Here is a 26,167-nt window from a genome sequence, read left to right as displayed (position 1 = left end):
GAAACAGTAATACTAACCCGCCTGACCGGTCAGGGCAGTCCGAAGGGCGGGGGCGCCCGCCGGACCACGCTAAGCGGAAAGTCTTTTACTGTACTGCCTTCAGCAGCTTAGCCAGCAGATGTGCAGTTTCTTCACGTGTGGCAGAAGCCTGCGGGGCAAAGTTAACCTTGCCGTCTGCTGCCGCCTGGCCGGATAGAATGCCTGCCTGCTGTACGGATTTGGCCGCCTCCATCGCATAGCTGCTGATCGATGCCTGATCGGCAAAACTGGCAGCTGCACCGGCGCTTACCGGCAGGCTCCAGTTCATCGCTTCAGCCAGACGGGTAATCATTACCGCCAGCTGTTCCCGTGTCACATTAGCCTCAGGATTAAACCGGCCATCCCCAGTACCGTTCACAATTCCGTTGACACTGGCCCAGCTCACTGCTGCCGCATAATAATCATCAGCCTGCACATCAGTAAAGCTGCCTGCTCCGGCTGTGTTCAATCCGGCTCCGGCCAGGCGGGCCAGCAGCAGCGCTGCATCTCCGCGGCTCAGCTGAGCCTTAAGGCCGAACTGCCCTGCCGAGGTTCCTGAAATAATGCCGCGCGCCGCCAGATAAGTGACCGAGTCTTTGGCATAGCTGCTTACGGTATCGTTAAACACCGGCTTGTTATAGCCGACAGCATAAACCGAGAAATGCGGGGTCTTAAAGGTCAGCACACCAGCCGCAGCGTCATAGCTGCTTGCAGGCAATACAGACAGTGCCCCTGCCGCGGTTACATAATATGCAGCCACCGCGTTGGGATCTTCACCCGCAGATAAAGTGTAGGGAATGCTGACCACAGCACCGCCTGCACCAAAGCTGGAAACCTCCCGGCTTCCGGCTTTTACTGTCAGGCTGAGCACAGGACGGGTACCGACCAGACTTGAAGCTGATACAAGCGCGGCTTTGGCAACCGTCAGACTGACAGCTTCTCCGGCTGCTGCAGTATGGATTGCCGTGATTGCAGCACGGTCCAGCGAGATCGTACCTCCATGGCTTGCAAAAGTCACTGTTTCTACTGTACTGGCGGAAATCTCAGACCATACTGAAGCAGGTACATTAAGCACTGCCGTTTCGGCTGTATCTGCGGCAGCTGTCCGGAACAGCAGCTCATGTGCCGCAGATCCCTTCAATGAATCCAGTGCAGCTGTCACATCCTCCAGGCTGACCGGATAGGAAGAATTCCCTTCCGCATCCACCTCAGCCGCAACTTCTACAACCGCCTTGCCGCCGGCAGGACTGACAGAAGGTTCTGCTGCCGGAGCCGGAACTGGTACGGTTGAACCGCTTGGCGTACCGGAGCCCGGCAGACTGACCACTGGATTAGCGGCTGATACTGTTACCTGTGCTTCAGCCAGCCCGTAGCCGTCTGCACTGTACACGGAGATTACAGCTGTCCCTGCGGCAAGCGGTGTTACCTTACCGGCCTGGTCAACCGCAGCGACAGCTGAATCGGAAGAGCTCCAGATTAGCTCTGCGGCAGTTCCGCCGGCAGGCTGCACATCTGCTGCAAGCACTTCTGCAGTACCGCCGGCTTGCATGGACAATACTGCCTTATTCAAGCTTAGCGTTGTCACATTCAGCTGGTAAATCGCCACTGTACCGCCGACTTCATTGGCAACCAGCACCAGCGGAAGTCCCGTCGGGCTGTCGGCTGCAGCGATAAATTCAATCCCCTCAGGACCAGTATCCGTTTCAATATTATTTTTGGGTGTGAACTCGCGTGTATTGATGTAGTTCACAAATTCCGGCTGCTCCGGATTGGTCACATCATAGGTCATCAGGCCGCCGATGCGCTCCAGCCCGATAAAGGCCAGCGCCTTATTGCCCACCTTGCCGGTCTTAACATATTCAGGCTCCGGCCCTTTTTTGGTACTGCGGCTGTCCATTGTAGTGTTGCTGTTGCTGGCATTGAAGTACGCCGGCAGGCGTTCAGCCGTAATCTGCTCAAAGTCGCTGCCGCTGTCATATACCTGCTTCATGCTGGAAGCATCCCAGATGGAGAAGGAACGGCCTCCATACAGATACATTCCGTCATGGCCCATATCCGACATGACTTCAACGCTGTCATACTTCGTTGTTCCGGCCAGGAATTTGGCCGCGTCCGATTCAGGATTGAGTAAGCCTTTCATTTTCCCGATGGTGCTGGCATTCTCCTTGCTGTCCCATTCCGTTGCATCGCCCTCATTGGCTGTGAACAGATAGGTTTTACCGTTGACCGTGTACTGGCTGATCCCGTCCGGCATATACACACCATAGAACGGGACGTTCTCAAGACTGATCAGGTTATCCCTTTGCAGATCCAGCGCATTGTGCGGAAGGCTCAGATCCTTGAGTCCCAGACCTTTCACCCACAGCAGCTTGCCCGAAGCAATATCCACAGCAGCGATAGCATTGTTCTCCTGCAGACTGATATAAGCCGTCTTCTGGTCTTCGGACAGCTCGATGAATTCCGGCTCCAGATCACGTACAGCGTCTTCTTTGGCGCCTTTGCCGGTAATCAGCTTCGTCTCAGGGTCTGCTGCCCCGCGGATATGCACCAGATCATCAATGACAGCAGGATTATCGAATTTCACCAGGCTTACTGCCTTGGTCAAGGTATCAATAATCGTAATACTGCCCTCCGGATCGCCTGCCAGGGTACGCGGCTCCGCCTCATCAGCAGTCAGGATATACCGGCCGTCTGCAGTGTATTTGACCATATCCGGCTGTATCCCGGCTTCAAACGTCTCCAGCAGTTGTCCGCTGTAATCCAGTACAAGCACTTTGCCGTTCTTCATCGCATCGGCTTCCTGAACAGCCACTGCAATCCTTTTGGTCGCCGTATTCACATCGACGCTGGTTAAATCCCCGTAGCTAAAGCCCCCGGTTTCAGCCAGCACCTCTATGTTGATGCTTGCCTCCTTCTCCGGGTGCAGTCCGTCTTTAAGATTAACAATATCTACTGTCGCGGGATGTGCCGACCCGTTAACCAGATAGAATCTGCCGTTATCCCGGTTATAGCGGACAATCTCAGCCACGCCGCCGTCCTCACTGGTCGTTCCGACCGAATATCCGCCGATCTTGGTTACGCTGATCAGATCCTGCTTGGGATCAGGTGCAGGCTTGCCCACAACAAGACTCAGCGTTCCGGTCACCCTGGCCGGAGCCGCAGAGCTGTCATAGACGGTATAGCTCACAGTTGAGGTCCCTGCCGCTAGCGGGGTTCCGCTGATAGTGCCTGTAGACGGATCAAGCTTCAGCCCTTCCGGCAATCCGTCTGCGGTGAAGGAATACGGCTGGATTCCTCCGTACACGGACAGGGCAACCGTATACTGTGAGCCGGCTGTCGCCTTTGGCAGCACGGATGTGGCTATGCCCAGGGCAGGTGCCTTGACTCCCCACGCACCATCCCTACTACTGTGCGGCTTCATCAGATTCATTGCAGCCGCATCAAGCGAGTCGAAGCTGATCTGCTTCAGATCCTTTTTGTTGTTGTCCGTATCCGCGAAATCTGCGCGGCGGACCGACTTCTGCTTGGAGGTTCCCTCCTCCTTGCCTGTCGGGTAATCCCCTTCATAGCCGTCGATTACAGAGCCCTTGTCATTTCCAGCTGTGCCGATCATATCCACATAGGCAGCGCTTCTGCTCTCGAACGGATTAACCGCAGTCAGCAGATCGGTATTGCTGAGCAGAACCACCTTTACACCTTTATTATTGAAAAGCAGCCCGCTCCACGTCTGATCACCCTTGCCGCTGATATCGCTTTGGAAGGTCGGGTTATTTTTACTGTCCGTAATAAGATAAGAAGAATGCGCCTTAATAGTGCCGCTCAGCGCAAGTCTGCTCCAGGCACCGTTCATCGACGGATCAGAGTATTGCAGCGACCAGCCGCTCAGGTCCACATCCGTGTCCAGAGGATTATAAAGCTCAATATAGCCGCTTGAAAAATAACCGCCGGTAGTATCTGCATCCCCTCCGCCATATACCTGATTCACAATAATATGAGGAACGTTAACATTATAAGAGCCGTCAGCATTATACGGAGTGCCCTGCGGCAGTGCTGCAGCCGCTGCTGCAGGGGCTCCGCCCCAGGCGGGAACAAGTGCAAGTTCGGCCGCAAGCAGCAGAGAGAGGATGGTAGTACCTGATTTTTTCAAGTCGTTGTCACTCCTATTAGCTTATTTTTTAAATAACTATAGTGGACGAGTGTTTGCGATTGTACGGGTTTGTATCAACGGAGCGTAAAGTGCGGGGCCAAACCGGCCGATCCTGAAAAAAGCCTTAACATTCCGCTGACCCCTGCCAAATATTCACCTGCTATGATCAGGGCAACTAAAGTCCTGGAGGGGATATTGATGCGTCTTGCCTTGTTTACGGACACTTATCTTCCGCAGACCAATGGAGTCGCCCGTACGCTTCACCGGCTGACCGGACATCTGAACCGCCGTGGAATTGAGCATCTGCTGTTTTCACCAAAGTCCGCTTCTGAAGAGGATTGTGATGATCCGGTACGCAAAATTTCCAGCATCCCCTTTTTCCTGTATCCCGAGTGCAGATTGGCCCTGCCCGGGCTGTCCTCCATTCACAATGAGCTCCGCGCCTTCCGCCCCGACCTGCTGCACCTGGCGACCCCTTTCAATCTCGGTTTATACGGCCTGCGTTACGCCCATAAACATAACCTCCCGCATGTCGCCTCCTACCACACTCATTTTGACCGCTACCTCCGCTATTACCGGATGCCCAGCCTTATTCCGCTCTACTGGAAGTATATGAAATGGTTCCACCGCAGCTGTGACGCCATCCTGGCACCTTCCCGGGAAACGGCGGGTGTTCTGCGTACACGCGGCTTTACGGGGCTGCGGCTGTGGTCAAGGGGAGTAGACTGCGGTTTATATAACCCTGAGAAGCAATCAGAGAATGTGCGCGGGCGTTACGGGATTCAGGCTCCGCTGATGCTGTTATATGTTGGACGGATTGCTCCGGAAAAAGATATCGCAACGCTCATGGCGGCCATGCGTCTCCTGCCCGGCTCCGTTGCTGCCGCCGTCCATCTGCTTGTCGTCGGGGATGGGCCGCTGCTGCCGGAGCTTCGCGCCTCCGCCCCTGCGAATGTCACTTTTACCGGCGGCAGGCACGGGGATGAGCTGGCGGAGCTATACGCCTCCAGCGACATCTTTGTGTTTCCGTCTGCTACGGAAACCTTCGGTAATGTCGTACTGGAGGCGATGGCCTCAGGGCTGCCGGTCATTGCCGCAGATGCGGGCGGCCCGCGCGAGCTGGTCGTGCCCGGCCGGAGCGGCACGCTGTTCAGCCCCCAGCAGCCGGCGGCAATGGCCGAGGCCATCTGCAGGCTGGCCGGGCTGCCGGAGCTGCGGCTGGCGATGGGCCGGGAGGGGCGGCGCCTGGCGCTTAGCCTATCCTGGGAGACAATCTTCGACGGGCTGATCCGCGACTACGGGGAGGTCATTGAAGCCCGGCGTGTGAAGGGCCGTTCGGGGATATACACGGCTTAGCCGCAGAGGCACTTTTGCCTTTCATTTCGCCGTTCGGCCGGGGGTTCGGCGGAATCAAAGGCATTTTGGCCTCTCATTTCGCCGTCCGGCCCGCTCTCGCCGGAATCAAAGGCACTTTTGCCTCTCATTTCGCCATCCGGCCCGCTCTCGCCGGAATCAGAGGCATTTTTGCCTCTCATTTCGCCGTTCGGCCGGGTTTCGGCGGAATCAAAGGCATTTTTGCCTCTCATTTCGCCATCCGGCCCGCTCTCGCCGGAATCAGAGGCATTTTTGCCTCTCATTTCGGCAATTGGCCCTCTTCGCCGGAATCAGGGGCATGCTTCCCTCTATCTCCACTGGCTACACGCCGACCGTCACGACTCTCATCATCTATCTGCCCTTCCCTACTATAATAAATAGCAGAGCCCGACCGATCTTCTGCCATAGAAGATGGGTCGGGCTCTTTTTGAAAAGCTGCTATAGACGGCTGCGGCCGCCTAGTACCGGTCAGAAATCTCCTGAAATTTCTGGCTGCATTTCACAAAAATCTCCACGATATCGGGGTCAAAATGCCGGCCGGCATCCCCGACAATAATATCAACTGCCCGCTCATGGCTCATCGCCTCCTTGTAGACACGTTTGCTGGTTAGCGCATCGTACACATCAGCAACCGCCATCAGCCTAGCCGATAACGGGATTGCATCGCCGGTCAATCCTTGCGGATAGCCGGTACCGTCCCATTTTTCATGATGGGAATAGACGATCTCCTTGGCGAACCGCAGAAAGGTTTCGGTGCTGTTCATCAGCCGCTCGGCACGCAGGACCGCATCCCGGCCCTGGGTCGTGTGCGTCTTCATTACTTCATATTCTTCGTCTGTCAGCTTGCCCGGCTTGAGAAGAATATGGTCCGGGATGCCCACCTTGCCGATGTCATGCAGCGGAGCCGAGGTGACAATCAGGCTGATATGCTCGGGGCTGAGGACATCCGCATATTTATCCGTCCGGCCAAGCCGGGTTGCCAGCTCCTTGATATACAGCTTGGTTCTTTGAATATGATTACCCGTCTCGGGATCACGCATTTCCGCCAGCGCCGCCATCGCCATGACCGAGACCTCCTGAATCAGCGATATCTCCTGGATCCGCCGGGAGATTTCTGCTTCGAGATACTGGTTTTTGTCAGCAAGAAAATCCTTGGAGCGCTTAAGTGTCAGATGTGTCTTCACGCGAGAGAGGAGTATCGGCGCACTAATCGGCTTGGTAATATAATCGACCGCACCGGAATCGAAGCCCTTGTTCTCATCCTCCACCTCTTCTTTTGCAGTCAGAAAAATCACCGGTATCTCCCTCAGCACCTCATCCTGCATCAGCCTGCGGCAGGTTTCGTAACCGTCCATGCCCGGCATCATAATATCCAGCAGAATCAGATCGGGGGGAGCAGCCTTGGCAATCTGCAGCGCTTTTTCACCGTTCGTAGCCACCTTCACCTTGTAGCATTCCTTCAGCAGGCCGCTGAGCAGGGCAATATTGTCCGGCGTGTCGTCTACGACTAATATAACAGATCTTAAATCCAGCATTGTTTACATCAACCTCTGTTCATATTGACTTTTAAGGAGGACCTGCCGGGTTAATTCCACAGCCTCCTCATATTCGAACCGGCTAAGGCTGTGCTCCAGCCGCTTCATATCTGCCTGTTGTATCAGATGGGCCACCGTATCCCTTATATCGGCATAATAATCAACAGCTTCACTGTCATCATCCAGCAGCAGCTCCAGCAGCCGTTCAAGGAGTTGCACAGCCGGGACTGTCAGCTGTCCGGTCTCTTCCGCCGGCACTGCTGGATGCCGGCTGCTGCCCAGCTGCTTGAGAATGATACCGGAGCTGTCCTGCACAGCCGTTTCCAGCCTGCGCAGCAGCTCCTCCAGCTCCTCCGGCTCTGCTTCACTGATGAACATTGCACCCAGGCTACCGGCCAGCTTCTCGATCTCGGTAACCCCGAGATTTCCCGATACCCCTTTCAGGTTATGGGCCAGTCTTTCCGCAGCTGCAGCCTCCTCCTTCCGGAGCGCCTCACGCAGTGCCTGAACCATTTCATGCTGGCTGTCCGCATACTTCAGCAGCAGGCTGCTGTACAATGTCCGGTTGTGCCCCACCCGGGTCAGACCGCCTGCCGTATCAATTCCGCCGAGCCGCAGAATAGACAACGCACCAGCGTCAGCACTTGCATCAATTCCTGCACCAGCACTTGCACTTACTTCAGGACTCACTTCCGTAGTTGCTCCCGCACTCGCATCAGCACTAGCTCCCGCACTTGCCCCAGCACTCACTTCCGCACTCGCACCAGCCTGCCGGGCCGTCCCGTCTGTAACCCATCTGCTGATCTTGGTGAACAGAATATCCGGGTCAACCGGCTTGGCAATATGCCCGTTCATCCCTGAAGCGAAGCTGCGCTCCCGCTCCTCCTGCATCGTCCGGGCCGTCATGGCAATTACCGGCAGTCCCGGAGACAGCTCGCGGATTCTCGCCGCCGCCTCGAAGCCGTCCATCTCCGGCATTTGCAGATCCATCAGGACGATGCCGTAGGGCCGGTCCGCAGGCATTGCTTCAATGAGCCGCACGGCTTCAGCCCCGTTCACCGCCAGATCCGGCAGCATTCCCTGGCTTCTCAGCAGCTCCGCGGCAATCTGCCGGTTAATTTCATTATCTTCAGCTACCAGCACCCGGGTTCCGGCCAGCCTGTAATCCTTTTCCTGAACCTGCGAAGCCGCTTCCGGCAGCAGAACTGGAGAAGCCGTATTCTGCGCCAGATCAAACCAGGCGGTAAAGGAAAAGGTGCTGCCCTGCCCTTCCACACTGTCCACCCACAGACTGCCGCCCATATTTTCTACCAGCTTGAGGCTGATGGCCAGTCCCAGTCCCGTTCCGCCAAACCTCCGCGTAGTCGAGCTGTCGGCTTGGGTAAAGGCCTGAAACACCTTGCTCTCCGTCTCTTTGCTCATGCCGATGCCGGTGTCGCGCACGCTGATCTGCAGCTTGACCCTGCTGTCAATCCGGCTGTTCAGCTCAGCAGCAATGGATATCTCACCCTCACTTGTGAATTTAACCGCGTTGCTCAGCAGGTTCGTAATAATCTGTCCCAGACGCAGCGGGTCACCGCTGAGCTTGGCAGGCACCTCAGGCTGGATTGTACAGAGCAGCTGCAGCCCCTTTTCCCCGGCCGTCTGGCTGGACAGATCCAGTGCCCCGGTAAAGACCTCCATGAGTGTAAAGTCCGTGTTCTCCAGCTCCAGCTTGCCTGATTCCACCTTTGAAAAATCAAGAATTTCATTAATGATGCTCAGCAGTGAGGTTCCGGCATTATGGATTTTGGAGATGTAATCCTGCTGTACAGGGTTAAGGCCGGTCTTAAGCGCGAGATACGCCATGCCGATAATCGCATTCATCGGTGTACGGATCTCATGGCTCATATTTGCCAGAAACTGCGACTTGGCGGCTGTTGCCTCTTCCGCCAGATTAAGCGCCGATTTCAGCTCCGCCTCCTGCCGTTTGGCATCGGTTATATCCTCCGATACGCTGAGCAGGTAGAGCGGCTGCCCCTCGGCATCCATAATCGGAAGCTTGGTGGTCAGCACATATCTGAGGTTGCAATGCTCGCCGTCGTCGGGAATAATCTCGATTTCGCTGAAGGTCTGGCCGGTGGCAATTACTCTTTTATCCGCATCCATCAGCTTGCGGGCAATCGCCTCAGGGAACACCGTCCCCAGATCCAGACCTACCAGCTGCTCAGGCGCTATGCCAAGGAAATCCGCACTGGCCTGATTAGCCTTAAAAATCTTCAGGGTCTGCGCATCCTTCACCGTTATCATGAGCGGCATATGGCTGATGATGGCATCAAGGAAATTGCGGTTATCGATAATCTCTTTTTCCTTATGCTTCAGATCGCTGATGTCCGTCATAATCCCCAGATACCCGCCGACCGAATAATCGGACAAGCGGAATGCAGACAGGGAATACAGAATATGGTGCGCTTCCCCCGAAGCAAAGGTTCTGATAATCTGCCGGTTCGAGGATCGGCCGGTCGCTGCCACTTCAGTCATCATCTCGCTCAGATTACGGTACCCGTCCTCCGGCAAATGCGGCAGCATACTCATCGGAATGCCGGCCAGATCAGTGCGCGACACCTGAAAGGCCTGCTCATAAGCGGCATTACAGCCTAGAAAGCACTGCCGTTCATCAATATAAAATAGCGGATACGGCAGCGTATCAATTAACTGTGAGGTGAAGAACAGCTGGTCTGACAGCTCTTTTCTCATCCGCTTGTATTCGGAAATATCCTCTTTAATGCCGACGTAATGCGTGACCTCACCGCTGTCATTTTTAATGGAAGAGACAATCACCGCTTCCGTGTATTCCTCGCCGTTCTTTTTGCGGTTAACAAATTCCCCGTGCCATCGCCCCCCTGCATCCAGCGTTTCATTTAATTGATTATAGGTCTCACGTTCAGTCTTGTCCGTCTTCAGGAGGGATGGTGTCTTGCCGAGAATTTCCGCTTTGGAGTATCCGGTCACCTCAGTAAAATAAGGATTAATATATTCAATCTGCCTGTCTTTGTCCGTAATCAGAATAGACATCGGCGCCTGCTCAATAACATTCAGATAGAGGCGCAGCTTCTCGTTGTACTCCCTTTCGGTTTCCAGCATTTTTTTGGCGGCGATAGTCTGCTTGGCATACAGCCTTACAATGAAATAGGCCATAATAATGATCGTAAAGTACAGAAACACATATACAGAGAAGCCTTTCAGCAGCACAATCATCACAGGATACATTAAAAAGAGAATCCCGCCCTTCAGCATCCGCGGACTATTCTCCGGTGTGGCTGCGGGTTCCATCTTGCTAATCTGCAGCGTCCCCATCATACCGCTTGCTGCTATACCTGCGATGGAGAGCCGGTACAGGCTGTCTATGTATGGACTTGAGATTAGTCCGCCGTGCAGCGCCTGAATGAGATCGAGCGTCCCGATCAGGGCAATCCCCAAAATCAGCAGGATACAGCCGGGTGTGCGCTGGCTGCTGTCCATATAGATCCAAATCAGGGTAAGTCCGGCCAGCACCAGCAGCGGTACGAGCAGATAAAAGAAAACGGCGAACGACTGCAGGCCCCCCGGCATCCAGTGAAAGGCTTCATCCTGAAAAAAGATAAACCATATACTGCCCACAATGCACTCCACAATTGTAATCTGATCCCAGAGAACCTGCAGTCTGCTGATTCGCTTTTTCAATCTTCTGTAAACATGTATAATGCCGAACAGAATCGCAACTCTTGCCGGAATATGAACCATTACTGCCAGCAGCACACTGTGCGGCTCCTCTCCGAAAGAAAGGGTCTGGCCCCCCGGAAACAGAGACAGAAAGAGATTCCCCGTCGACCACAGCAGGAACGCAAGCTGAATCCATTGGCGTGATTTTTTTAACTCCGGCCCGCTGGCGCCCCCTCTTTTCCAAAAAGCACAGCAGACCAGCAGCGGTCCGCCTGTTACAATAATCATCCACAGTATGCTGCTGTATTGGATCTCTACCCAGATACAAGCCAATATGTACAGCACCAGAGCCGCCCATACCCCGCCTATCCTGCCATTCTCCATCCGCCGCCAACCACCCTTTATTTCTATATTATTTCCTCTGCTGCAGCTCTACTGTCCGTTCCTCATAGCGTTGTTTCATTCTACCTCTTAATGCTATCTTATCCCTACACCTTTTTTCGACATTCTTCTGCAAAAAACTTAGCCCGGCCAAGACTCCACCTGGGAGTTTGGACGGGCTATTCACACTTATATGGGCGGGATCGCCGCTCTTTAATCCTTCATCTTAAGATAATAATCCCCATACGGCAGTTCGCTGCTTCTCTCCAGCTTATGGTAGCCCAGTCTCTGAAGCACTGCGACCCGGTGCACCGCCTGGGGAACCGCCTTGGTTAACAGGCCGCTGAAGGTGAAATGCTGCGGAAACTGCAGCTCTACCAGCTCTATTATCTCAGCTAACACATCAGCCTGCTCATACTCAGAGGCCAGATCCAGTCTTAGAATACCGGCCTCACCCTTTTCCTCCCCCTGCCCAAGCTTCCTCGTGAAAAATTCGACAGTTCCGATTACCCGCTGAGATGCTTGATTAACAATACTGAATCGTACAAACCCCCGTGCCCGGAATTCTGCCAGCCAGGCTTCAATACAACTCTCCATTTCCTCAAGTGTGTTCATTCTGAACCCGTAATGGCAGTTGTCGCTGTTAAACAGAGGGATGGATTCCGGATCACTATAGCATCTGAGCAAATCCTTAGCATCCTCCATCCGGACTAACCTCAGGCTGAAGCTTTCGGTTTCTAATACGGGACAACAGGTATACGGGTCTGTAAAGTCAAGGTTCATGATATAATCCTCCTTATGGAATGGGAATGAATCCATTATAAGCAGGTAAACCGGACAACAGCCTGTCGTCATTTCTCATATTGCTGCACAATCATCCGGGCATGGCTCTGCAGCCGCTGGCGCAGTGTCTCAGGCTCCAGCACGGTACAGCAGCCGGCGTTCAGCAGCAGAATTCCGAACCAGCCGGTTTCTGTCTCTGGCACACTGAATTGCAGGATCAGCTCAGCGCCGCGTTCTTCAACTACGCTGGCATTCGGAAAAGCTTCTTCCAGCTGAACCCTCCTGCCGGCAGGACAGGCAAGCTTAATGCTGATGCAGGGCCGTACATCCTGATGGGCCGCAAGCAGTTGCTCCGCATTTCCGTGAATATGAATAAAGGCCTGACCGGTATTTCGGATTTCCCTGATCCTCGACAGACGGAACAGCCGGTAATCCTTACGTTCGCAGCAATAGGCAAACAGATACCAGGCATACCATCTGTATGACAAAAGCAAGGGCTCCACATATCGGCTGGAGACAGACTGCTGCGCATCCGTATACTGAAACTGGACCGCAGTCCGGCTGCGGATCGCCTCTTCGATAACTTCGATTGAACGTAAGGTTCCGTTACCTTCACGCAGCGTATCCAGCTGCAGCCGGAACGGCTGCTCAGACAGGAGGCCCGCCGGGGACAGGGAGATCATTTTTTCTACCGTTTCCTCTGCCCGCCTGCTGTTGTAGCCGGAGACCAGTCCCTTTAACGCAGCCACAATGTACATGTAATCCTCTGACTGGAGCAGCTGCCTGTTCATTTTGTAACTGTCCAGAATGTAATAGCCGCCGCTCTTGCCCTGTACGGAGCCTACCGGGATGCCTGCCTCGCCAATCGAGTCCATATCACGCTGAATCGTACGCGGGGAAACCTCAAATTTCTCAGCCAGGGCACGTGCACTGACCACATCCCTGTTAAGTAGGTATACCACTATACCCAGCAGCCTGTTTACCTTCATCTTAGATCACAGGCTCCTCAGCCATACTGAACCACTCACTCCCAAGCAGTCCGTATGCAAAGGTATCCTGCCATTTGGGTTCACCGTGCTCATCATGCTTAAAATAACCGGTCTTAAGGAAATACCCTTCCCGCCGCAGCTTCAGCCGCTCAAGCAGACGCCATGACGGTGCGTTATCCGGATTACAACGAGCCGTTACACGCCGTATCTGCAAATCGCTGAATCCGTAATCCAGCAGCCGCCGGCAGGCCTCCGCCGCATACCCGCAGCCGTGGAACCTGCTGTTAAACACATAACCAAGCTCCCAGGTCCGGAAAGCGGCAGGCTGCTGCTGCTGAAAATACAGGTTGCCGATCAGCTTGCCCGATTCCTTCAGGCAGACAGCCCAAAATGCCGGATCACCGGAACGCCGCAGCGCCTCAGCCTCACAATCAGCCTCATTATGTACACCGTATGGCTCAAATTTCACAACGTCTTCCCTGGAAAGGTACTCATACAAATCCGTGGCATCCTCAGGCTTAAACCGCCGTAATATCAGCCGTTCTGACTCCATTACTTCCAATGTATTCACCTCATAACGATAGTTATTGGACGCACCAGCCCTAACATCCATAATTTCCCTAACCAGTATAAATGAGCTTACGGGTTTCTTCAAATGAACATATGAAGGCGGCAAGGGAGTCCGTTACGATGAGATTCTACTATATAAAAGAAAAAGAGATGCCCCGCCGTTACCCGGCTGACGGAACATCTCTTGTCCATACCTTACTTGCGGATACTGCTGAGGCTTCCGCCCTGTGCAAACACCCGTTCAATATTGCGCTGCACATCCGGATCGGGAATGAGCGGCGGCGCCTGGTGCGGCTTCACGCGGGCATCAATAATGACATTGTCGCAGGCCCAGTGCTTGTGCACGATTCTGCTGTTCACACCGTGAATATCATGCGATGGGTTGCTGCGCGTAAAGGTCGCCCACAGGAAATTGTTCAGCTCTTCGCTCATGAAACTGCTGTCATCGCACAGGATGATCATCGGGCATTCCGCAAGCGGACCCTGCGCTTCAATGGCAGCACTCAGGCGGCTCATTTCCTGCTCGGTATCATCATAGGTCGTAAATGCAGGTCCCGTAAGCGCCACTATACCCGGCAGGACCAGCTTAGCCTCACCGAAGCCCTCCAGAGAGGCCAGAACCTCCGGCACCTCTGTGCACAGCGTTCTTTTTACATCGCCCACTGCGGCAAAAACAACCTTACTCCCCGTGTTGATCCCCGTTCCCGAGTAATCCAGCGTATCAATGGTTGTATTCGTCTGGAAATGAATATCCCGCCGCAGGTCGATCCGCTCCAGAATATACGTCAGGAAATCAGGGATATCATGCGTGCTGACCGGACGGTCCTCCACTGCAGTGATGAACAGATATTTAGCCAGACTGAGCTGGCCGGTGCCGAGCACCCGGTTGGCAATCGTCAGCAGCTCTGCCGGCTGCTTCAGCTGCTGGTAAGGCGTGTAGCGCTCGCTGCCGATCGCGAACAGCAGCGGATGCACACCTGCCGCATCGACGGCATGTACTTCTTTTACACCGGGCACCTCATTCTTGATCGCACTGCCGGTCAGCTCATGGATCAGCTCGCCGAAGGCGGTATCCTCCTGCGGCGGCCGTCCTACGACTGTGAAGGGGTAGATTGCGCCTTTTTTGGCATAGACCTTATGCACCTTCATTACCGGAAACGGGTGAGTCAGGCTGTAATAGCCCAGGTGATCACCGAACGGCCCTTCCGGCTTCGTGTCGCCGGGATGGATCTCGCCGGTAATCACAAAATCCGCATCCGCACTGACGCAGAAGCCGTCAACATAGCTGTAGCGGAAATGGCGTCCGCCAATCAGGCCGGCAAAGGTCATCTCGCTGAGGCCTTCCGGCAGCGGCATAACCGCAGAGAGTGTATGGGCTGGAGGCCCTCCGATGAAGCAGCTGACCTTGAGCGGCTCACCCCGCTTAACCGCATGGCTCTGGTGGATCCCGATGCCGCGGTGAATCTGGTAATGGACGCCTACCTCTTTATTAATCTCATAATCGTTGCCGCTGAGCTGAATCCGGTACATCCCCAGATTGGAATTCATGATCCCCGGCTTGTCCGGGTCCTCCGAATAGACCTGCGGGAGCGTTACAAAAGCGCCGCCGTCCCCCTGCCAGTGCTTGATCTGCGGCAAGTCGGAGATCTGAATCTCCTCGAAGCCAGGCGGCAGTCCGCCAGGCAGCTTGAGCGGCAGCGCCTTACGGGCCGCAAGCCCTGTGCCGACATATTTGAACGGTGCCTTCAGCGCCTTCATCGGATCATCCCGGAGGGCGATAACATCCTGGGATGATTCCCACGTATCCCGGAAAATAAACTTGCTGCGCTCGATTGTGCCGAACAGGTTGGATACCGCGCGGTATCTGGAGCCCTTTACCTTTTCGAATAACAGTGCGGGTCCGCCTGCCTCATACACCTTCATATGGATGGCTGCCATCTCCAGGTGAGGATCGACTTCCTCACGGATCCGGATCAGATGCCCGTGCTTCTCAAGATCGTTAATGCATTCTTCCAAATTGCGGTATGTCATTGGTCTTACTCCAATCTGCAGAAGAAATAGGTTCCTCTTTATTATCAATGAGCCGGGAGCCGAGGTCAAACGCCTAATGTGCCGCAGCAGATAAGTAGAAACGGCTATGCCGTTTTTCAGAGAAGGCGGTAACCGTTCCTGCGAGAAAGATAAGGATTATGGATAGCGTAAAACATATAAAAATTCTTGTATTTCAAAAAAACCTGCCCGAACCCTTGTTCAGACAGGCATTACTCTATAATTATTAGAATCAGGCTTTGGCAGGCAGCCACTCAGCAGTAAACTCTGCCACATCATATTCATAAAAAGCCTGCAGCACCTCTTCCCGGACATCCGTGAACAGCTGATCCGCTACTCCTGCAACCAGCCTCGGAATCGCGTTCCTCATCCCCGAAATGGCCGAGGCTGATAATCCGTTGCTGGCTAAGGCCGAATAGTTGAACACAAACAATCCGTGCAGCAGCTGCTCCCCCTCCTCACCCCTGCTCTGCAGGGCGAAGCCCGGGCTGAGATACGGATGCGCGTCGAGCAGCGGATTGACCGCATCTGCCGGCGCCTGATAACGGTCGCTCCAACGCGCGATATGGCTCTCAATCAGCCGCAGCTCGGGGCGCAGGCCGGGATCACTGAGCAGCCCGGTACTGAGAACCAGGAAGTCAAAGGCAAACTCGCCTTGGGGCGTAGTCACTACGGCCTTATCTCCCGCCGCTTCCACCTTCAGCCAAGGTGAGCCGAGATGCAGCCGGAAGCCCGGCCATGCCGCTGCGCGGGCGAAGGTGTCATTCGTCGGCGGCTGGTTATATTTGAAGAAGTGCGAGATGACCCCGTATTTATCTTCATCCGCAAGGGTATGAAACCGCTCGATCATCCCTGACTGCTCCATCTGGCGGATCGGATTGACGCACGGCAGCTGCTCCCGGCGGACGAATACATGGGCCTCTGCAGCACCGTGCGACAGCAAATAGTTGGCATTGTCAAAGGCCGAAGCGCCGCCGCCGAGAATAGCGATTGTCCGGCCGGCCAGCGCAGCACAATCTATAGCCTCCGACGTGTGCGCATACAGATGCTCCGGCAGGCTCTCAGCGATCATAGGCGGTACATGCCATTCGCCGCCGCCCTGAATACCCGTTGCCAGCACTACCTTGCGGGCCAGCAGCATACTGGAGGGCGCACCGGCTCCAGTAATGTGCAGACGGTGGACTCCTTCCTCCACAGGCTCGATCAGCTTAAGCGTTACTTCGTTAATGACAGGCAGACTAAGCACGCTGCGGTACCAGCGCAGGTAATTCATCCAGTCGCCGCGCGGGATTTTATCAACTGCTTCCCAGCCTTCCGGGCCGGTCTGTGCTTCCTGCCAGGCGCGGAAGGTCAGTGATGGAATACCCAGATCAATTGAGGTAAGGTGCTTCGGTGTCCGCAGTGTAACCATCCGGGCATAAGTGTCCCAAGGCCCTTCCCTCCCCTCCTCATTCTCATCAATAACAAGAATATTGGAGATCCGTTCCCTCAATAGTCCAAATGCCGCTCCAAGCCCGCTCTGGCCGCCGCCTACAATAACCACATCATATACATGACCTTCGGGATGCTCCAGGGGACGCAGCCAATCCTCGCCGCCGTAGGCCAGATAGGAAAGATCCGTTCTCACACGTTCGTTCAAAGCTTCCAGGCTCATCATTCCTCAGACCTTTCACCGGCATTATCAGGAACCTAGCCGCTATCAGGCTGTTCCTGTGCGCTTCAGTTATATTATTTGCCATATTATATCCGCTGCGGGCTGTCTTTTGAATATATATGTGAGGTTAATTGTCATTATAGCTAAAAAACAAGTAAATGATTGTACATTTCACCCAAATTTCAGCGCCTGGTTAACCTCATCCATCATTCTTTGTAAAGAATCCTCATCAAAAATCAAGCTTGTCCCTTCCAGACATTCCGCTGTCCCGGGATCAAAATCTGCAAAATCAGTATCCTCTCCAAGAGAGTACAGCTTAGCGTCTGCAAAGCCCTCCCATTTCGTAATCGCCGGCTGCACCAGCAGGTTCACCACATAGACCAGCCCGTGGCCCATCACCTGCTGCAGCAGCTGTTCATCCGGTACAGGAACTGTAATATTGAAATCCAAATCAAGCAGCACACTTCCCGCTGTAAAATACTGCGCCAGTGCGGTCATCCCAGACGGAGTATCTGTAGTGACTGTATGCATAACAAACCGGGAACGGTCTCCCAGATTCATGTGCTCCTGCCTGCTGCAGTATTCTACTATGCTGTGGCCCTGAATCCATTCAAACATGGCTTATACCTCCTATTATTTAGTACAAGCAGGAACATAATATATCCCCTATAATATCCTATTCAGGATGATTGTAGGGGATACGGGTGTGTCTATTCTACTTTAAGGCTGCACTATTATTAGAAACGGGCTACAAAGAATTCGCGGTTAGCGGAAACACTTTTTGTTGTCAGAAGGTTGCCCGCTTCATCTCTTATCCGCAGCACATAGGACACTGTGGTCAGAGTAGAAATGGCTGGAAATTGGGCTACACCGAAATCGTCGAAATCCCTAGTCGTTGTAACCGCTCCGCTAGTCAGCGAGGCTGTCCAGCCGGTGGTATCCTTGTTGACATTACCCGTGCTTGTTGCCAGAACAACGAAGCGGCTAAAGGTTTGTTTGATCCGTTTTCTTTTTACGACCTTCTTTGCATTCGTTTTGCGGGCCAGTAATGCTTTTTTTGCCATCAATGCTTTCTTGTCAGCTTCTCTCACTTTGCTTCACCACTTTCTTTTAAGATAGTGTATTAAATGCAATTTAAGAGCTGCCTGAAAGCAATACTGACCTACTCTCGTAAAAATGTAGTGGTTATCCCCTTTTCATAGATAGGTGTCCGCTGGGCTGCTCTCTGCATAGAATGTGCTATTGGAGAGGTGAAGCGACAGTCATGGATGAATCAATATGGATACGGCATTACGCCGCCAAAATCAACAGGCCCTTAAAGCACCAGCTGCGGAATTCAAAAGGATCTGCGAAAAGAGCTGTCCCAGTCCCGGTAATTGTCCAATTCAAGCATAAGCTGACCCCGGCCCGGATCCAGGCTCTGCAGAAGCATATAGGCGGACATTCTTTTCCTGTAAAGCACAGGCTGCCTCTGCTGAATGCCGTATCGACGCAGGTTTCGGTGAAATGTCTGGAGCGGATCTGCAGCTGCGGAGAGGTCGGCAAGGTCTATCTGGACGGAGTGAAAAAAGCATTCCTGAATATCGCCACGCCTTCGATCGGTTCAGCAGCTATTCAGCAGACACGAGGGCTTACCGGAAAAGGGGTTAACATTGCGATCATAGATACGGGAGTTTATCCCCATCCCGATCTGACCCGGCCGGTCAACCGGATTATCGCCTTTAAGGACTTCATTAATCACCGGAAGAAGCCCTACGATGACAATGGACACGGCACGCATATCAGCGGGGATGCCGCAGGTAACGGCTGGGCCAGCAAAGGTAAATACAAGGGGCCTGCTCCCGAAGCAGGTATAGTAGGGGTGAAAGTGCTCGATCAATACGGCGAAGGCTACGACTCTACCATTATTAAAGGTATAGAATGGTGCATCGCCAACAGGAAGCGTCTTAGACTGCGCATCCTGTCCATGTCCTTCGGCGGACCGGCAGCTGCTTCAGCTGAGGATGATCTGCTCGTTCAGGCAGCCGAACATGCCGTTAAGGCCGGACTGACCGTTGTTATCTCCGCCGGGAACAGCGGCCCTTTGCCAAGGACGATTGATTCTCCGGGAATCAGCCCATCTGCGATTACAGTCGGAGCAGTTAACGACCGCCGGACGCTCACCCAGACAGATGACCGCATCACGTTCTATTCCAGCCGCGGTCCTGCTCCGGGCGGCAGAGTTAAGCCGGACATCGTGGCGCCCGGGGAGATGGTCATCTCCCTTCTAGCACCCGGCTCCCGGCTGGCCCGTCAGCAGCCCGGGCTGAGGGTGGGTAAAAGCTATATCAAGCTGTCCGGCACTTCCATTTCTACGCCGATCGTCTCCGGTGCGGCCGCCCAGCTGCTGCAGGATCGTCCATGCCTGACACCGCAGCAGGTTAAAAGGACCCTAAAGCGTAATGCCTTCCGGCTGAACCTGAAGCCTAACACTGCCGGGAGCGGTGAGGTGAACATGCGGTTTCTGGACTGCCGGAAGAAGCGGAAATGATGGAGCTTAGGCTAATTCTTTTATTACTTGAAGAACTTCCTTTACATCACAGCCGGGATTTAAGTGACTGATTATTTCTTCCGTGACGGGGCAATCAGTATACATTTTGGCAACAGCTTCTATTGATAGTGGCAGCTCAAAATAATCTGCTGCAAATGCTGCAAATTCCTCGGGTGTTTGGTATATACAGCCCAATAAAAAGTCAGACCCGTCGCTTTCACCTTCAGGAATCTCAACTTTTCCCTTGTGCCAGCTAGTATCACTGTTTTTACGCCAAATACAAAAGGTCACATCATCTTTCTCAATGGCCTCATCTTCAAGTAAATTTAATAATTCCTTTGGAACGTCATCATAAATCCCTTGCCATACTTTATGTTCATCTTGCGCATAAGGGCTTAATTCAGATTCATGATCAAAGCCTTTTATGATACAGCCTTCATGGGAGAATAAAATAATCAGATGATCACCTGCACCATTATCTATTTTGGCCATACAAATGCCCTCACCCCAATCTTGAATGAAGCTATGGTAACAGAGCCATTCCTCTTGACACAGAATTAAATTTAGGGATGCCTGGATTTTCATCAGCTTTTTCAATATGATTGGATTTGGCAAACGCTCAAACACCTTTACTTCCAAGAATCCTCACCCTTTCATCTTTCCTTGCAAAACAGCTAATATTTCCCCTTAGTTCAAGAAACAGTTCATTAGCAAATGATCACTTTACTCTTTCGGAAATATTTCCACTTATTTCTTCAGGATTTTCAACACCAATGATCAACTTTGATATTTTGAATTTACCAACTTTAAAGCTATCCAAATCTAAATGAAGAGTCTCAAGCTCATTTTCAAAAAAGTGCAGCTGATAACCACCATTTGATCTAAATAACCCATTTCTCCTTTCTCCAAATAAAGCACCATATACTTTAAAAGCATTTGGTATCGGTCTACCTGTTGTTATTCCTGTGATTGAAGAGTATGGAATTTGTAGCCCCTTATCTAATTTTAAAAAGGGTGAGTTTCCAACGTCGATATTTACGTAGGTTTCCATTAGTTGAATTGTACGTTCCATATTTAGATCCCCCTCATTTTCAAATAATCCATTTAAGCCTATAATTACATATAATACCACAAACCCTCTTTTCTTCATAAAATTTAAAATGCCCGAGGGAGCGTAATGATGTTTGATTCGGAGCAAGGGCCGAAAGGCCTGAAGCGTGAATATGGTGTTATGTGATGTCCCCGACTTCTTCTAATACCCTCATACTTGTTTATTCTTCTCCATTAACTTATTGAATAATGACTTTGAGAGTCGAATTTGTTGTTCTAAGACAACTAAATCTCCACCAATCTCTTCACGATTCCCCAATTCCAAAATAAGGGTTTCAGATAATTCATATATACTTGTAAATACTTCATCAAACTTAATATACATACTCTTGGTTACTAATTTCCCTTCCTTTGAAAAAATTGAATGGATAATATTTGTTGAATTCTTAATTTTTCTTTGGACTAAATTTATGGATAAAACTTCATTATCAACTAATTGAAATGTTATATAGTTGTTCGTATCTGGATAAAAATAAACTTGAGTTTGTTAAGCTTCACGTGATCACTACTTTCAAATTGGTTCTTAAGCTCTTGGGGGATTTCACATACTCCCTGGCTTAAGGGGCCTAGCCCAGGTGCCATACACTCACTTATTGATAGCCAAAACAATTTCTCATCAAAGTTTTCGTTGTACAAATCAATAGGTAGCTCCTTAAATGCTTTGGAGAGTGCTTTTATAAGCTTCAAGTTCTTAACAAGTCTTTTGTATTCCCATGGACGCCATAAAAGTTTTACATTCATCTCCGATAAAACTTCGATTTCCATAAATACATACTACATAAGGCTTGATATCACCACCTATAAAGTTGAACAGTTGTTTTCCACAACCCCATTTTGAGCTATATAAACCCACTTTCCGAGCGTTACTCCCAATTCTGCAAGATTAAAGTATGTTAAAGTATGGCTCCTGGGAAAATAGTTTGTCCGTTAGCATTCAATGAGCATGCTTTCTGTTATTACATATTATCTTCGTACTGCACATCAGTTCACTATGACTCTCGATGAAAATGCTTCTTTAAGCTAAGGGTCAAGTTTTGTTTATTTAAAGCCAATTTGGTAATATTGATTAAGAATTTTGTTAGGGACACCAAAATGAAGGGGAATGGTATTTATTTTTAGAGATGCGCAACATGCTTGGAATCCTACTCCAGAAGAAATAAAAACTTGGGCTTACAGTGAAGAGATGATCCCAGAACAAGATTGGGAATTAGCTGTAAATAGCTTTGGAAATATACCAATGATTTGTACTTTTGTTGACGATAAAAACTGCAAACACATTCCATTTTTCCTTAGCAGCCTTTATGTTTTCACAGGAGACATTGTTAGGTCAGAAGACATTCAAGAAATTGAAAAGCTAAAAATGTTATTAGATAAAGTGACTATTTCAGCTGAATCAGAAGAACTAACCAACTGGATCAATCGTTCAAAGGGTCTTATAAAGCAGCCAAACACTTATAATTACGCATATTGGGGGCTCGGTTCCAAATATGTTAAATGGGAACGTTAGTTCAACAATACTTTCTCGTTCAGAGCTGCCGTCGATTAAAATTTTGGGGCTACGATTCCCCTCCCTTACCGCGCAGTTTGCGTCAAATATACACTAACAAACACGCGACTATTCCAACCCACATAAAAGGAGCCATCGATCCAGATTTGCTCATAGTTTGACGTAACAACCTCTGAGAACCTCTATATCCCCATGCAGTAAGACACATGACCAGTAGGAGCAGGATGCCCTGCTCCAATCCGAATACGAGACCAACGACCGCCACCAGCTTCACATCCCCCGTCTCACTACCCCAGGCCGGAGCATAAACATCACCAACAGAAAAGCAGCTGGAACCAGCCCCAAAAAGTACAGAAGGCTGGTCACCTTTAGCCGGTTGCTGTTATGCTGTCTTTTTGTTGTATCTTCCCCTCCTTTTGTTCCTCCAGCTTCCGCTCTTCGGGCACCAATTCGCAGGCGCTCTGACTGGAAGCAATAGTTTTGCAAGGAGAAGCTTCCACACTCGCTTATTAAACATTCTGCTTCAGCACCTTTCTACGAAATAGCAACACGAGGCCGAATAGACCGGGAATCAGAAGAATTAGCACCAAACTGCTAAAATGGAGGAGGTTGTTAAGCATAAATAGTTGGTCGACAGTTTTTATGGTGATGGTGGCGAGGTACAGCAGCGGTAGCAGCGCGAATATAACGACCTGTATTTTGAACTTGAACATCTGAGAGAGCCCCAAGGAAGCTTGATAATAGAAGCCGGTGAAGGTGCAGAACATCTGCATCAGCCAGATCACCATAAACGGGAACTCCAGCCGCTCGATGAAAAAACCTGAGATTTCAAAGCTGCGGATTAAGTCGATTGTCGGCCAGGGGCTCGTCACGATCGAGCTTATAGAGAGTCCTCCGATTACAGTGATAACCGTTATAGTATAGATGAAAATAACCACCCCGACTCCAAAGAGCATTGTCTTGACGGCTTGTTCCGGCTTGTCCATAAAGGCAACTAGAATAAAACTGGCTTTGATGCCACTATAGGTTAGGGTGGAAGCAGGAAAACCGTGGATAATCGGTGTAAGACCATTTCCAAGAACGGGACGCAGATTGGTAAACTCGAATATTTTATAGCTTAGCAATAAGCATAACAGAATCATTGTAATTGTTATCGGAAATATAATCTGGAATGCTCGAGCTATGGCATTGATTCCTCCAGAAACCAGATAAGCAGACACCCAGAGGAATGGTAGGATGACCGCCCAGGCCGGGGTACCTTCCAGCAGGAAGAATAGCGTGACCTCGACCATGAAACGAGCTTCAAGGCCTGCCACGAGTATGAAGTGTATAATTAACAGCAGGCAAAGCGCCTTAGCCGGTAGTGACCCGACGATTTTGGGACCGTATTGAAATACTGTTTTCCCCGGGAACTGCAGCCCCAACTTCACAATAAGCCAAATCGCCAGCATCGCAACTCCTCCGGCGATCAGCACCGGTATCCAGGCATCTGGGGTCTTCGTGCTTTCTACGACCAGCCGAGGGAGGACCAGAATGCTGGAATTAATCATTGTAATGATTAGGAACACTGCCGCTTGCGACGAATTAATCTTGTCCTCCGTACGTCGGAACATTTATCCAACTTCCTTTCTTGATCTGGTTCAGGTTCTACGTTTGCAACGCCGGGGCTTCGGCATGATCAGCAGGCGCCTCATCAGGGACAGCGGGGCACGGATAAGATACTCCTTCCATTCGTTGATCCGTTACGGACTGCCGGGTCAGCGAAGGCACGCCGAAATGCTTGCTGCCAAATCAGGGGGAAGAGAACACTTCATGTGTTGCGTCATAGATAGGAACCATATCATCCATACAGCACGGACCGGTATAGATGATTTAATCGAAGCAACATGAGATCAGCCCCAGAGAAAATATATTCACATGAGCATTTGGCACTAATCCATGGAATTTCAGAATGGTGCAAATACTGGTATATAATTAAGTGTTTCCAATATCAAATGGGAACTAGTCCTAATATCCGAAAATAAATAAAGTGAGATTCGATATCAACAGTGCTGCGCTGGCCACGCGGCTTCCACCCAATTTCGTTTCGCGTAATAAGCACTACGAGCAGGATCAAGTAGTTGATCCGTTGAATATAAATCATGTAAAACACTTTAAAAATGAGGTGATTAATGATGCAGATCAATATTTGGGATTGGGTTCGTCGCAGTTGAGCGATTACCTCAGCCAGTGTTGGATTTTTTTTGTAGCCTAGGAATAGACCCGACTAAAGAGGGCGAAGTCTCAGAATACTGTAAAAATGATGACGGCTCACATTTGTATGGTGGGTTTTATCATATAGTCGGGGTGTTAATCAGCGGTCCTGACTGTTGGGTTAAGACAAGCGAAGAGATCAGCCACTTAGAAGCAAATAACTTAATCGAAATTAGTGGATTTACTTTTGGATTTACGAACGGGATAAGCCTTCTCCCTGATGGATTCCCTGAGCCTTCATTACAATTAGAGTTTCAAGGGAATGTCCCATGGCGGTTGATGAAAAGCTTTAAGACATAGTCGATTCAACTCAATTAGAATTATCATACTCCCTGGATTGCTGAAAGAAGCTCCTGCGGTAGATCATCATTTCCCACTTGCACGTTGTAGTATCTCACTCACAAAATAGCTCTTAGCATTTGAATATCCGGCGCGGTCTTTTTTGAATCGTTCAGCAAGTTCAATTTTTAAATCACTGTATCTTTTAGCGGTCTCGGGATGACCTCTCATATAATCGCGAAAGAGAATATGACGCTTATATTCAGCACTGTCCACGGTACACACGTACAAATGATGCCAAATAACATCAGTTGGAGGAATAAATGCCTCTCGTCCTTTAATTCCCAAGTCACCTTCATGGACATAGCCGAGAGTAGCAAGCCTCTGTATAGCTAAGGACACATCTTTCTGCGCAGGAACCACAATGTCCATATCGATGATGGGTTTTGCTGCTAATCCAGGAACTGAGGTACTTCCAACGTGCTCAATTGAGACTATTATGTCTTCAAGTACCGGCAGTACGAATTCCCTCAATTCAACAAATACTCCAGTCCAACCAGGATCGTAATCAACAACTATTAATTCAGAACCCATTCATTCTCCCTCCTAATCAGTAGTTACTCCCTTGAAGTACGATTCAATTCGAGTTTTTATGTAAGAATCATTTTCAATATCCCAACACCGTCTTCTTGAGGATATAACCACACAGAAAGAATCACAGTTACAATTAATAATGATACCCGTATAAAAAGGTTCAATGCTCCTGTGCGTTTTCTAAATAAAAATAGATATAAAAGGACAATTACGCTGTTGAGAAAGTATATATTTGGTAAATAAATTATGCGTCCTAGTCCTGTATATGGGAAGATCAGTATTAGGAGTGTAATTACTAGTATTGAAGGTAACATCGCAAGTAAATATATATCATTATTATTTCCTACCCAAAAGTTATTTGAATTAATTCTGGGCAAACCCAAAAATGTTGTATTACAATTAGAGCATTTGTATGAATAAGGAATAAAAACAGGAATTATAGCAATCAATGCACCGTAATCAATGGCACCTGTAAAAAAGTAAAAATTTAAAAATAAGTAGATGGAAAGTAAGAGTCTTGTATGGAATGAACTTATCTGTTTGATGTTTGTATTTTGACAATTAGAACAGCAATTCATATTTTCACCTCTTATTTATCATAGACAACGCACACCATAAATCTGCCTTCAGTTAAATTATAGGATATTTTGTTTTATTTCAATAGATAGAAATCCAAATAGGAAATTCATTTTATCTAGTCCGATTGGCCTTAA

At 50.6% G+C, this 26,167-nt stretch carries 19 protein-coding genes; 3 read left to right on the top strand and 16 right to left on the bottom strand.

The window, feature by feature from the left end; translation table 11 throughout:
• Positions 1 to 85 precede the first annotated feature (85 nt).
• Complete coding sequence (locus BN3772_RS03460) at positions 86 to 4,165, bottom strand: choice-of-anchor I family protein (RefSeq protein WP_042196675.1); 4,080 nt, start codon at positions 4,163 to 4,165, stop codon at positions 86 to 88.
• 198 nt (positions 4,166 to 4,363) lie between these two features.
• Here BN3772_RS03460 and BN3772_RS03455 point away from each other — a divergent pair, with 198 nt between their 5' ends.
• Complete coding sequence (locus tag BN3772_RS03455; RefSeq protein WP_042196673.1) at positions 4,364 to 5,521, top strand: glycosyltransferase family 4 protein; 1,158 nt, start codon at positions 4,364 to 4,366, stop codon at positions 5,519 to 5,521.
• Here BN3772_RS03455 and BN3772_RS03450 read toward each other — a convergent pair.
• From BN3772_RS03450 to BN3772_RS03405, 10 genes are all read right to left on the bottom strand, one after another.
• Positions 5,518 to 5,802 (bottom strand): hypothetical protein, encoded by a 285-nt coding sequence (locus BN3772_RS03450; RefSeq protein WP_042196670.1) that lies wholly within the window; start codon positions 5,800 to 5,802, stop codon positions 5,518 to 5,520. The two genes, BN3772_RS03455 and BN3772_RS03450, sit on opposite strands and share 4 nt — an antisense overlap.
• A gap of 195 nt (positions 5,803 to 5,997) precedes the next feature.
• Positions 5,998 to 7,074, bottom strand: a complete 1,077-nt coding sequence (locus BN3772_RS03445) for a response regulator (RefSeq protein WP_042196668.1) — start codon at positions 7,072 to 7,074, stop codon at positions 5,998 to 6,000.
• A gap of 3 nt (positions 7,075 to 7,077) precedes the next feature.
• Positions 7,078 to 11,139, bottom strand: coding sequence for a PAS domain S-box protein (locus tag BN3772_RS03440; protein WP_052380365.1), 4,062 nt, complete (start codon positions 11,137 to 11,139; stop codon positions 7,078 to 7,080).
• Positions 11,140 to 11,349: 210 nt separating this feature from the next.
• The gene (locus BN3772_RS03435; protein ID WP_042196666.1) at positions 11,350 to 11,919 is read right to left on the bottom strand and encodes a GNAT family N-acetyltransferase; all 570 of its coding nucleotides are present in this window, start codon (positions 11,917 to 11,919) and stop codon (positions 11,350 to 11,352) included.
• 68 nt (positions 11,920 to 11,987) lie between these two features.
• Complete coding sequence (locus BN3772_RS03430; RefSeq protein ID WP_052380364.1) at positions 11,988 to 12,908, bottom strand: helix-turn-helix transcriptional regulator; 921 nt, start codon at positions 12,906 to 12,908, stop codon at positions 11,988 to 11,990.
• A gap of 1 nt (position 12,909) precedes the next feature.
• Positions 12,910 to 13,461, bottom strand: a complete 552-nt coding sequence (locus BN3772_RS03425) for a GNAT family N-acetyltransferase (protein ID WP_042196820.1) — start codon at positions 13,459 to 13,461, stop codon at positions 12,910 to 12,912.
• A gap of 212 nt (positions 13,462 to 13,673) precedes the next feature.
• The gene (locus BN3772_RS03420) at positions 13,674 to 15,509 is read right to left on the bottom strand and encodes a UbiD family decarboxylase (protein ID WP_042196664.1); all 1,836 of its coding nucleotides are present in this window, start codon (positions 15,507 to 15,509) and stop codon (positions 13,674 to 13,676) included.
• 250 nt (positions 15,510 to 15,759) lie between these two features.
• Positions 15,760 to 17,181: a flavin-containing monooxygenase gene (locus tag BN3772_RS03415; protein WP_042196819.1), complete on the bottom strand. Its 1,422-nt coding sequence runs from the start codon at positions 17,179 to 17,181 to the stop codon at positions 15,760 to 15,762.
• A 171-nt stretch (positions 17,182 to 17,352) separates the two neighbouring features.
• A complete protein-coding gene (locus BN3772_RS03410; RefSeq protein ID WP_042196662.1) occupies positions 17,353 to 17,799 on the bottom strand; it encodes a hypothetical protein in 447 nt (148 codons plus the stop codon).
• Between the two features lie 119 nt (positions 17,800 to 17,918).
• The gene (locus BN3772_RS03405; protein ID WP_157643535.1) at positions 17,919 to 18,245 is read right to left on the bottom strand and encodes a hypothetical protein; all 327 of its coding nucleotides are present in this window, start codon (positions 18,243 to 18,245) and stop codon (positions 17,919 to 17,921) included.
• A gap of 200 nt (positions 18,246 to 18,445) precedes the next feature.
• On the opposite strand from BN3772_RS03405, the gene BN3772_RS03400 reads away from it, so the two are divergent.
• Complete coding sequence (locus tag BN3772_RS03400) at positions 18,446 to 19,711, top strand: S8 family peptidase (RefSeq protein WP_042196660.1); 1,266 nt, start codon at positions 18,446 to 18,448, stop codon at positions 19,709 to 19,711.
• Positions 19,712 to 19,717: 6 nt separating this feature from the next.
• Here the strand turns inward: BN3772_RS03400 and BN3772_RS03395 are convergent, their stop codons facing one another.
• From BN3772_RS03395 to BN3772_RS03385, 3 genes are all read right to left on the bottom strand, one after another.
• Positions 19,718 to 20,350 carry a hypothetical protein gene (locus tag BN3772_RS03395; protein WP_244444673.1) on the bottom strand — a complete coding sequence of 211 codons (633 nt, stop codon included), beginning with the start codon at positions 20,348 to 20,350 and terminating at the stop codon, positions 19,718 to 19,720.
• Positions 20,351 to 20,429: 79 nt separating this feature from the next.
• Positions 20,430 to 20,783 carry a hypothetical protein gene (locus BN3772_RS03390; RefSeq protein ID WP_042196658.1) on the bottom strand — a complete coding sequence of 118 codons (354 nt, stop codon included), beginning with the start codon at positions 20,781 to 20,783 and terminating at the stop codon, positions 20,430 to 20,432.
• 482 nt (positions 20,784 to 21,265) lie between these two features.
• Complete coding sequence (locus BN3772_RS03385; RefSeq protein ID WP_042196656.1) at positions 21,266 to 21,586, bottom strand: hypothetical protein; 321 nt, start codon at positions 21,584 to 21,586, stop codon at positions 21,266 to 21,268.
• A gap of 337 nt (positions 21,587 to 21,923) precedes the next feature.
• Here BN3772_RS03385 and BN3772_RS03380 point away from each other — a divergent pair, with 337 nt between their 5' ends.
• The gene (locus tag BN3772_RS03380) at positions 21,924 to 22,328 is read left to right on the top strand and encodes a hypothetical protein (RefSeq protein WP_042196654.1); all 405 of its coding nucleotides are present in this window, start codon (positions 21,924 to 21,926) and stop codon (positions 22,326 to 22,328) included.
• 509 nt (positions 22,329 to 22,837) lie between these two features.
• Here BN3772_RS03380 and BN3772_RS03375 read toward each other — a convergent pair.
• Both BN3772_RS03375 and BN3772_RS03370 read right to left on the bottom strand, forming a co-directional pair.
• A complete protein-coding gene (locus BN3772_RS03375; RefSeq protein ID WP_042196652.1) occupies positions 22,838 to 23,941 on the bottom strand; it encodes a GerAB/ArcD/ProY family transporter in 1,104 nt (367 codons plus the stop codon).
• Between the two features lie 1,006 nt (positions 23,942 to 24,947).
• A complete protein-coding gene (locus tag BN3772_RS03370; protein WP_042196650.1) occupies positions 24,948 to 25,454 on the bottom strand; it encodes a GrpB family protein in 507 nt (168 codons plus the stop codon).
• Positions 25,455 to 26,167: the final 713 nt, after the last annotated feature.

It is taken from the genome of Paenibacillus camerounensis (assembly GCF_000723885.1).
GTDB lineage: Bacteria > Bacillota > Bacilli > Paenibacillales > Paenibacillaceae > Paenibacillus_AQ > Paenibacillus_AQ camerounensis.
The sequence above is the reverse complement of the archived record's forward strand: the minus strand, read 5'-3'. Positions and strand labels throughout refer to the sequence as shown.

Bases quoted from the DNA above. Each gene is read 5' to 3' on its own strand.
- BN3772_RS03455 (WP_042196673.1), top strand. From the start codon at position 4,364: ATGCGTCTTGCCTTGTTTACGGACACTTATCTTCCGCAGACCAATGGA.
- BN3772_RS03450 (WP_042196670.1), bottom strand. From the start codon at position 5,802: ATGAGAGGCAAAAATGCCTCTGATTCCGGCGAGAGCGGGCCGGATGGC.
- BN3772_RS03445 (WP_042196668.1), bottom strand. From the start codon at position 7,074: ATGCTGGATTTAAGATCTGTTATATTAGTCGTAGACGACACGCCGGAC.
- BN3772_RS03440 (WP_052380365.1), bottom strand. From the start codon at position 11,139: ATGGAGAATGGCAGGATAGGCGGGGTATGGGCGGCTCTGGTGCTGTAC.
- BN3772_RS03435 (WP_042196666.1), bottom strand. From the start codon at position 11,919: ATGAACCTTGACTTTACAGACCCGTATACCTGTTGTCCCGTATTAGAA.
- BN3772_RS03430 (WP_052380364.1), bottom strand. From the start codon at position 12,908: ATGAAGGTAAACAGGCTGCTGGGTATAGTGGTATACCTACTTAACAGG.
- BN3772_RS03425 (WP_042196820.1), bottom strand. From the start codon at position 13,461: ATGGAGTCAGAACGGCTGATATTACGGCGGTTTAAGCCTGAGGATGCC.
- BN3772_RS03420 (WP_042196664.1), bottom strand. From the start codon at position 15,509: ATGACATACCGCAATTTGGAAGAATGCATTAACGATCTTGAGAAGCAC.
- BN3772_RS03415 (WP_042196819.1), bottom strand. From the start codon at position 17,181: ATGAGCCTGGAAGCTTTGAACGAACGTGTGAGAACGGATCTTTCCTAT.
- BN3772_RS03410 (WP_042196662.1), bottom strand. From the start codon at position 17,799: ATGTTTGAATGGATTCAGGGCCACAGCATAGTAGAATACTGCAGCAGG.
- BN3772_RS03405 (WP_157643535.1), bottom strand. From the start codon at position 18,245: ATGGCAAAAAAAGCATTACTGGCCCGCAAAACGAATGCAAAGAAGGTC.
- BN3772_RS03400 (WP_042196660.1), top strand. From the start codon at position 18,446: ATGGATGAATCAATATGGATACGGCATTACGCCGCCAAAATCAACAGG.
- BN3772_RS03390 (WP_042196658.1), bottom strand. From the start codon at position 20,783: ATGGAACGTACAATTCAACTAATGGAAACCTACGTAAATATCGACGTT.
- BN3772_RS03385 (WP_042196656.1), bottom strand. From the start codon at position 21,586: ATGGAAATCGAAGTTTTATCGGAGATGAATGTAAAACTTTTATGGCGT.
- BN3772_RS03380 (WP_042196654.1), top strand. From the start codon at position 21,924: ATGGTATTTATTTTTAGAGATGCGCAACATGCTTGGAATCCTACTCCA.
- BN3772_RS03375 (WP_042196652.1), bottom strand. From the start codon at position 23,941: ATGTTCCGACGTACGGAGGACAAGATTAATTCGTCGCAAGCGGCAGTG.
- BN3772_RS03370 (WP_042196650.1), bottom strand. From the start codon at position 25,454: ATGGGTTCTGAATTAATAGTTGTTGATTACGATCCTGGTTGGACTGGA.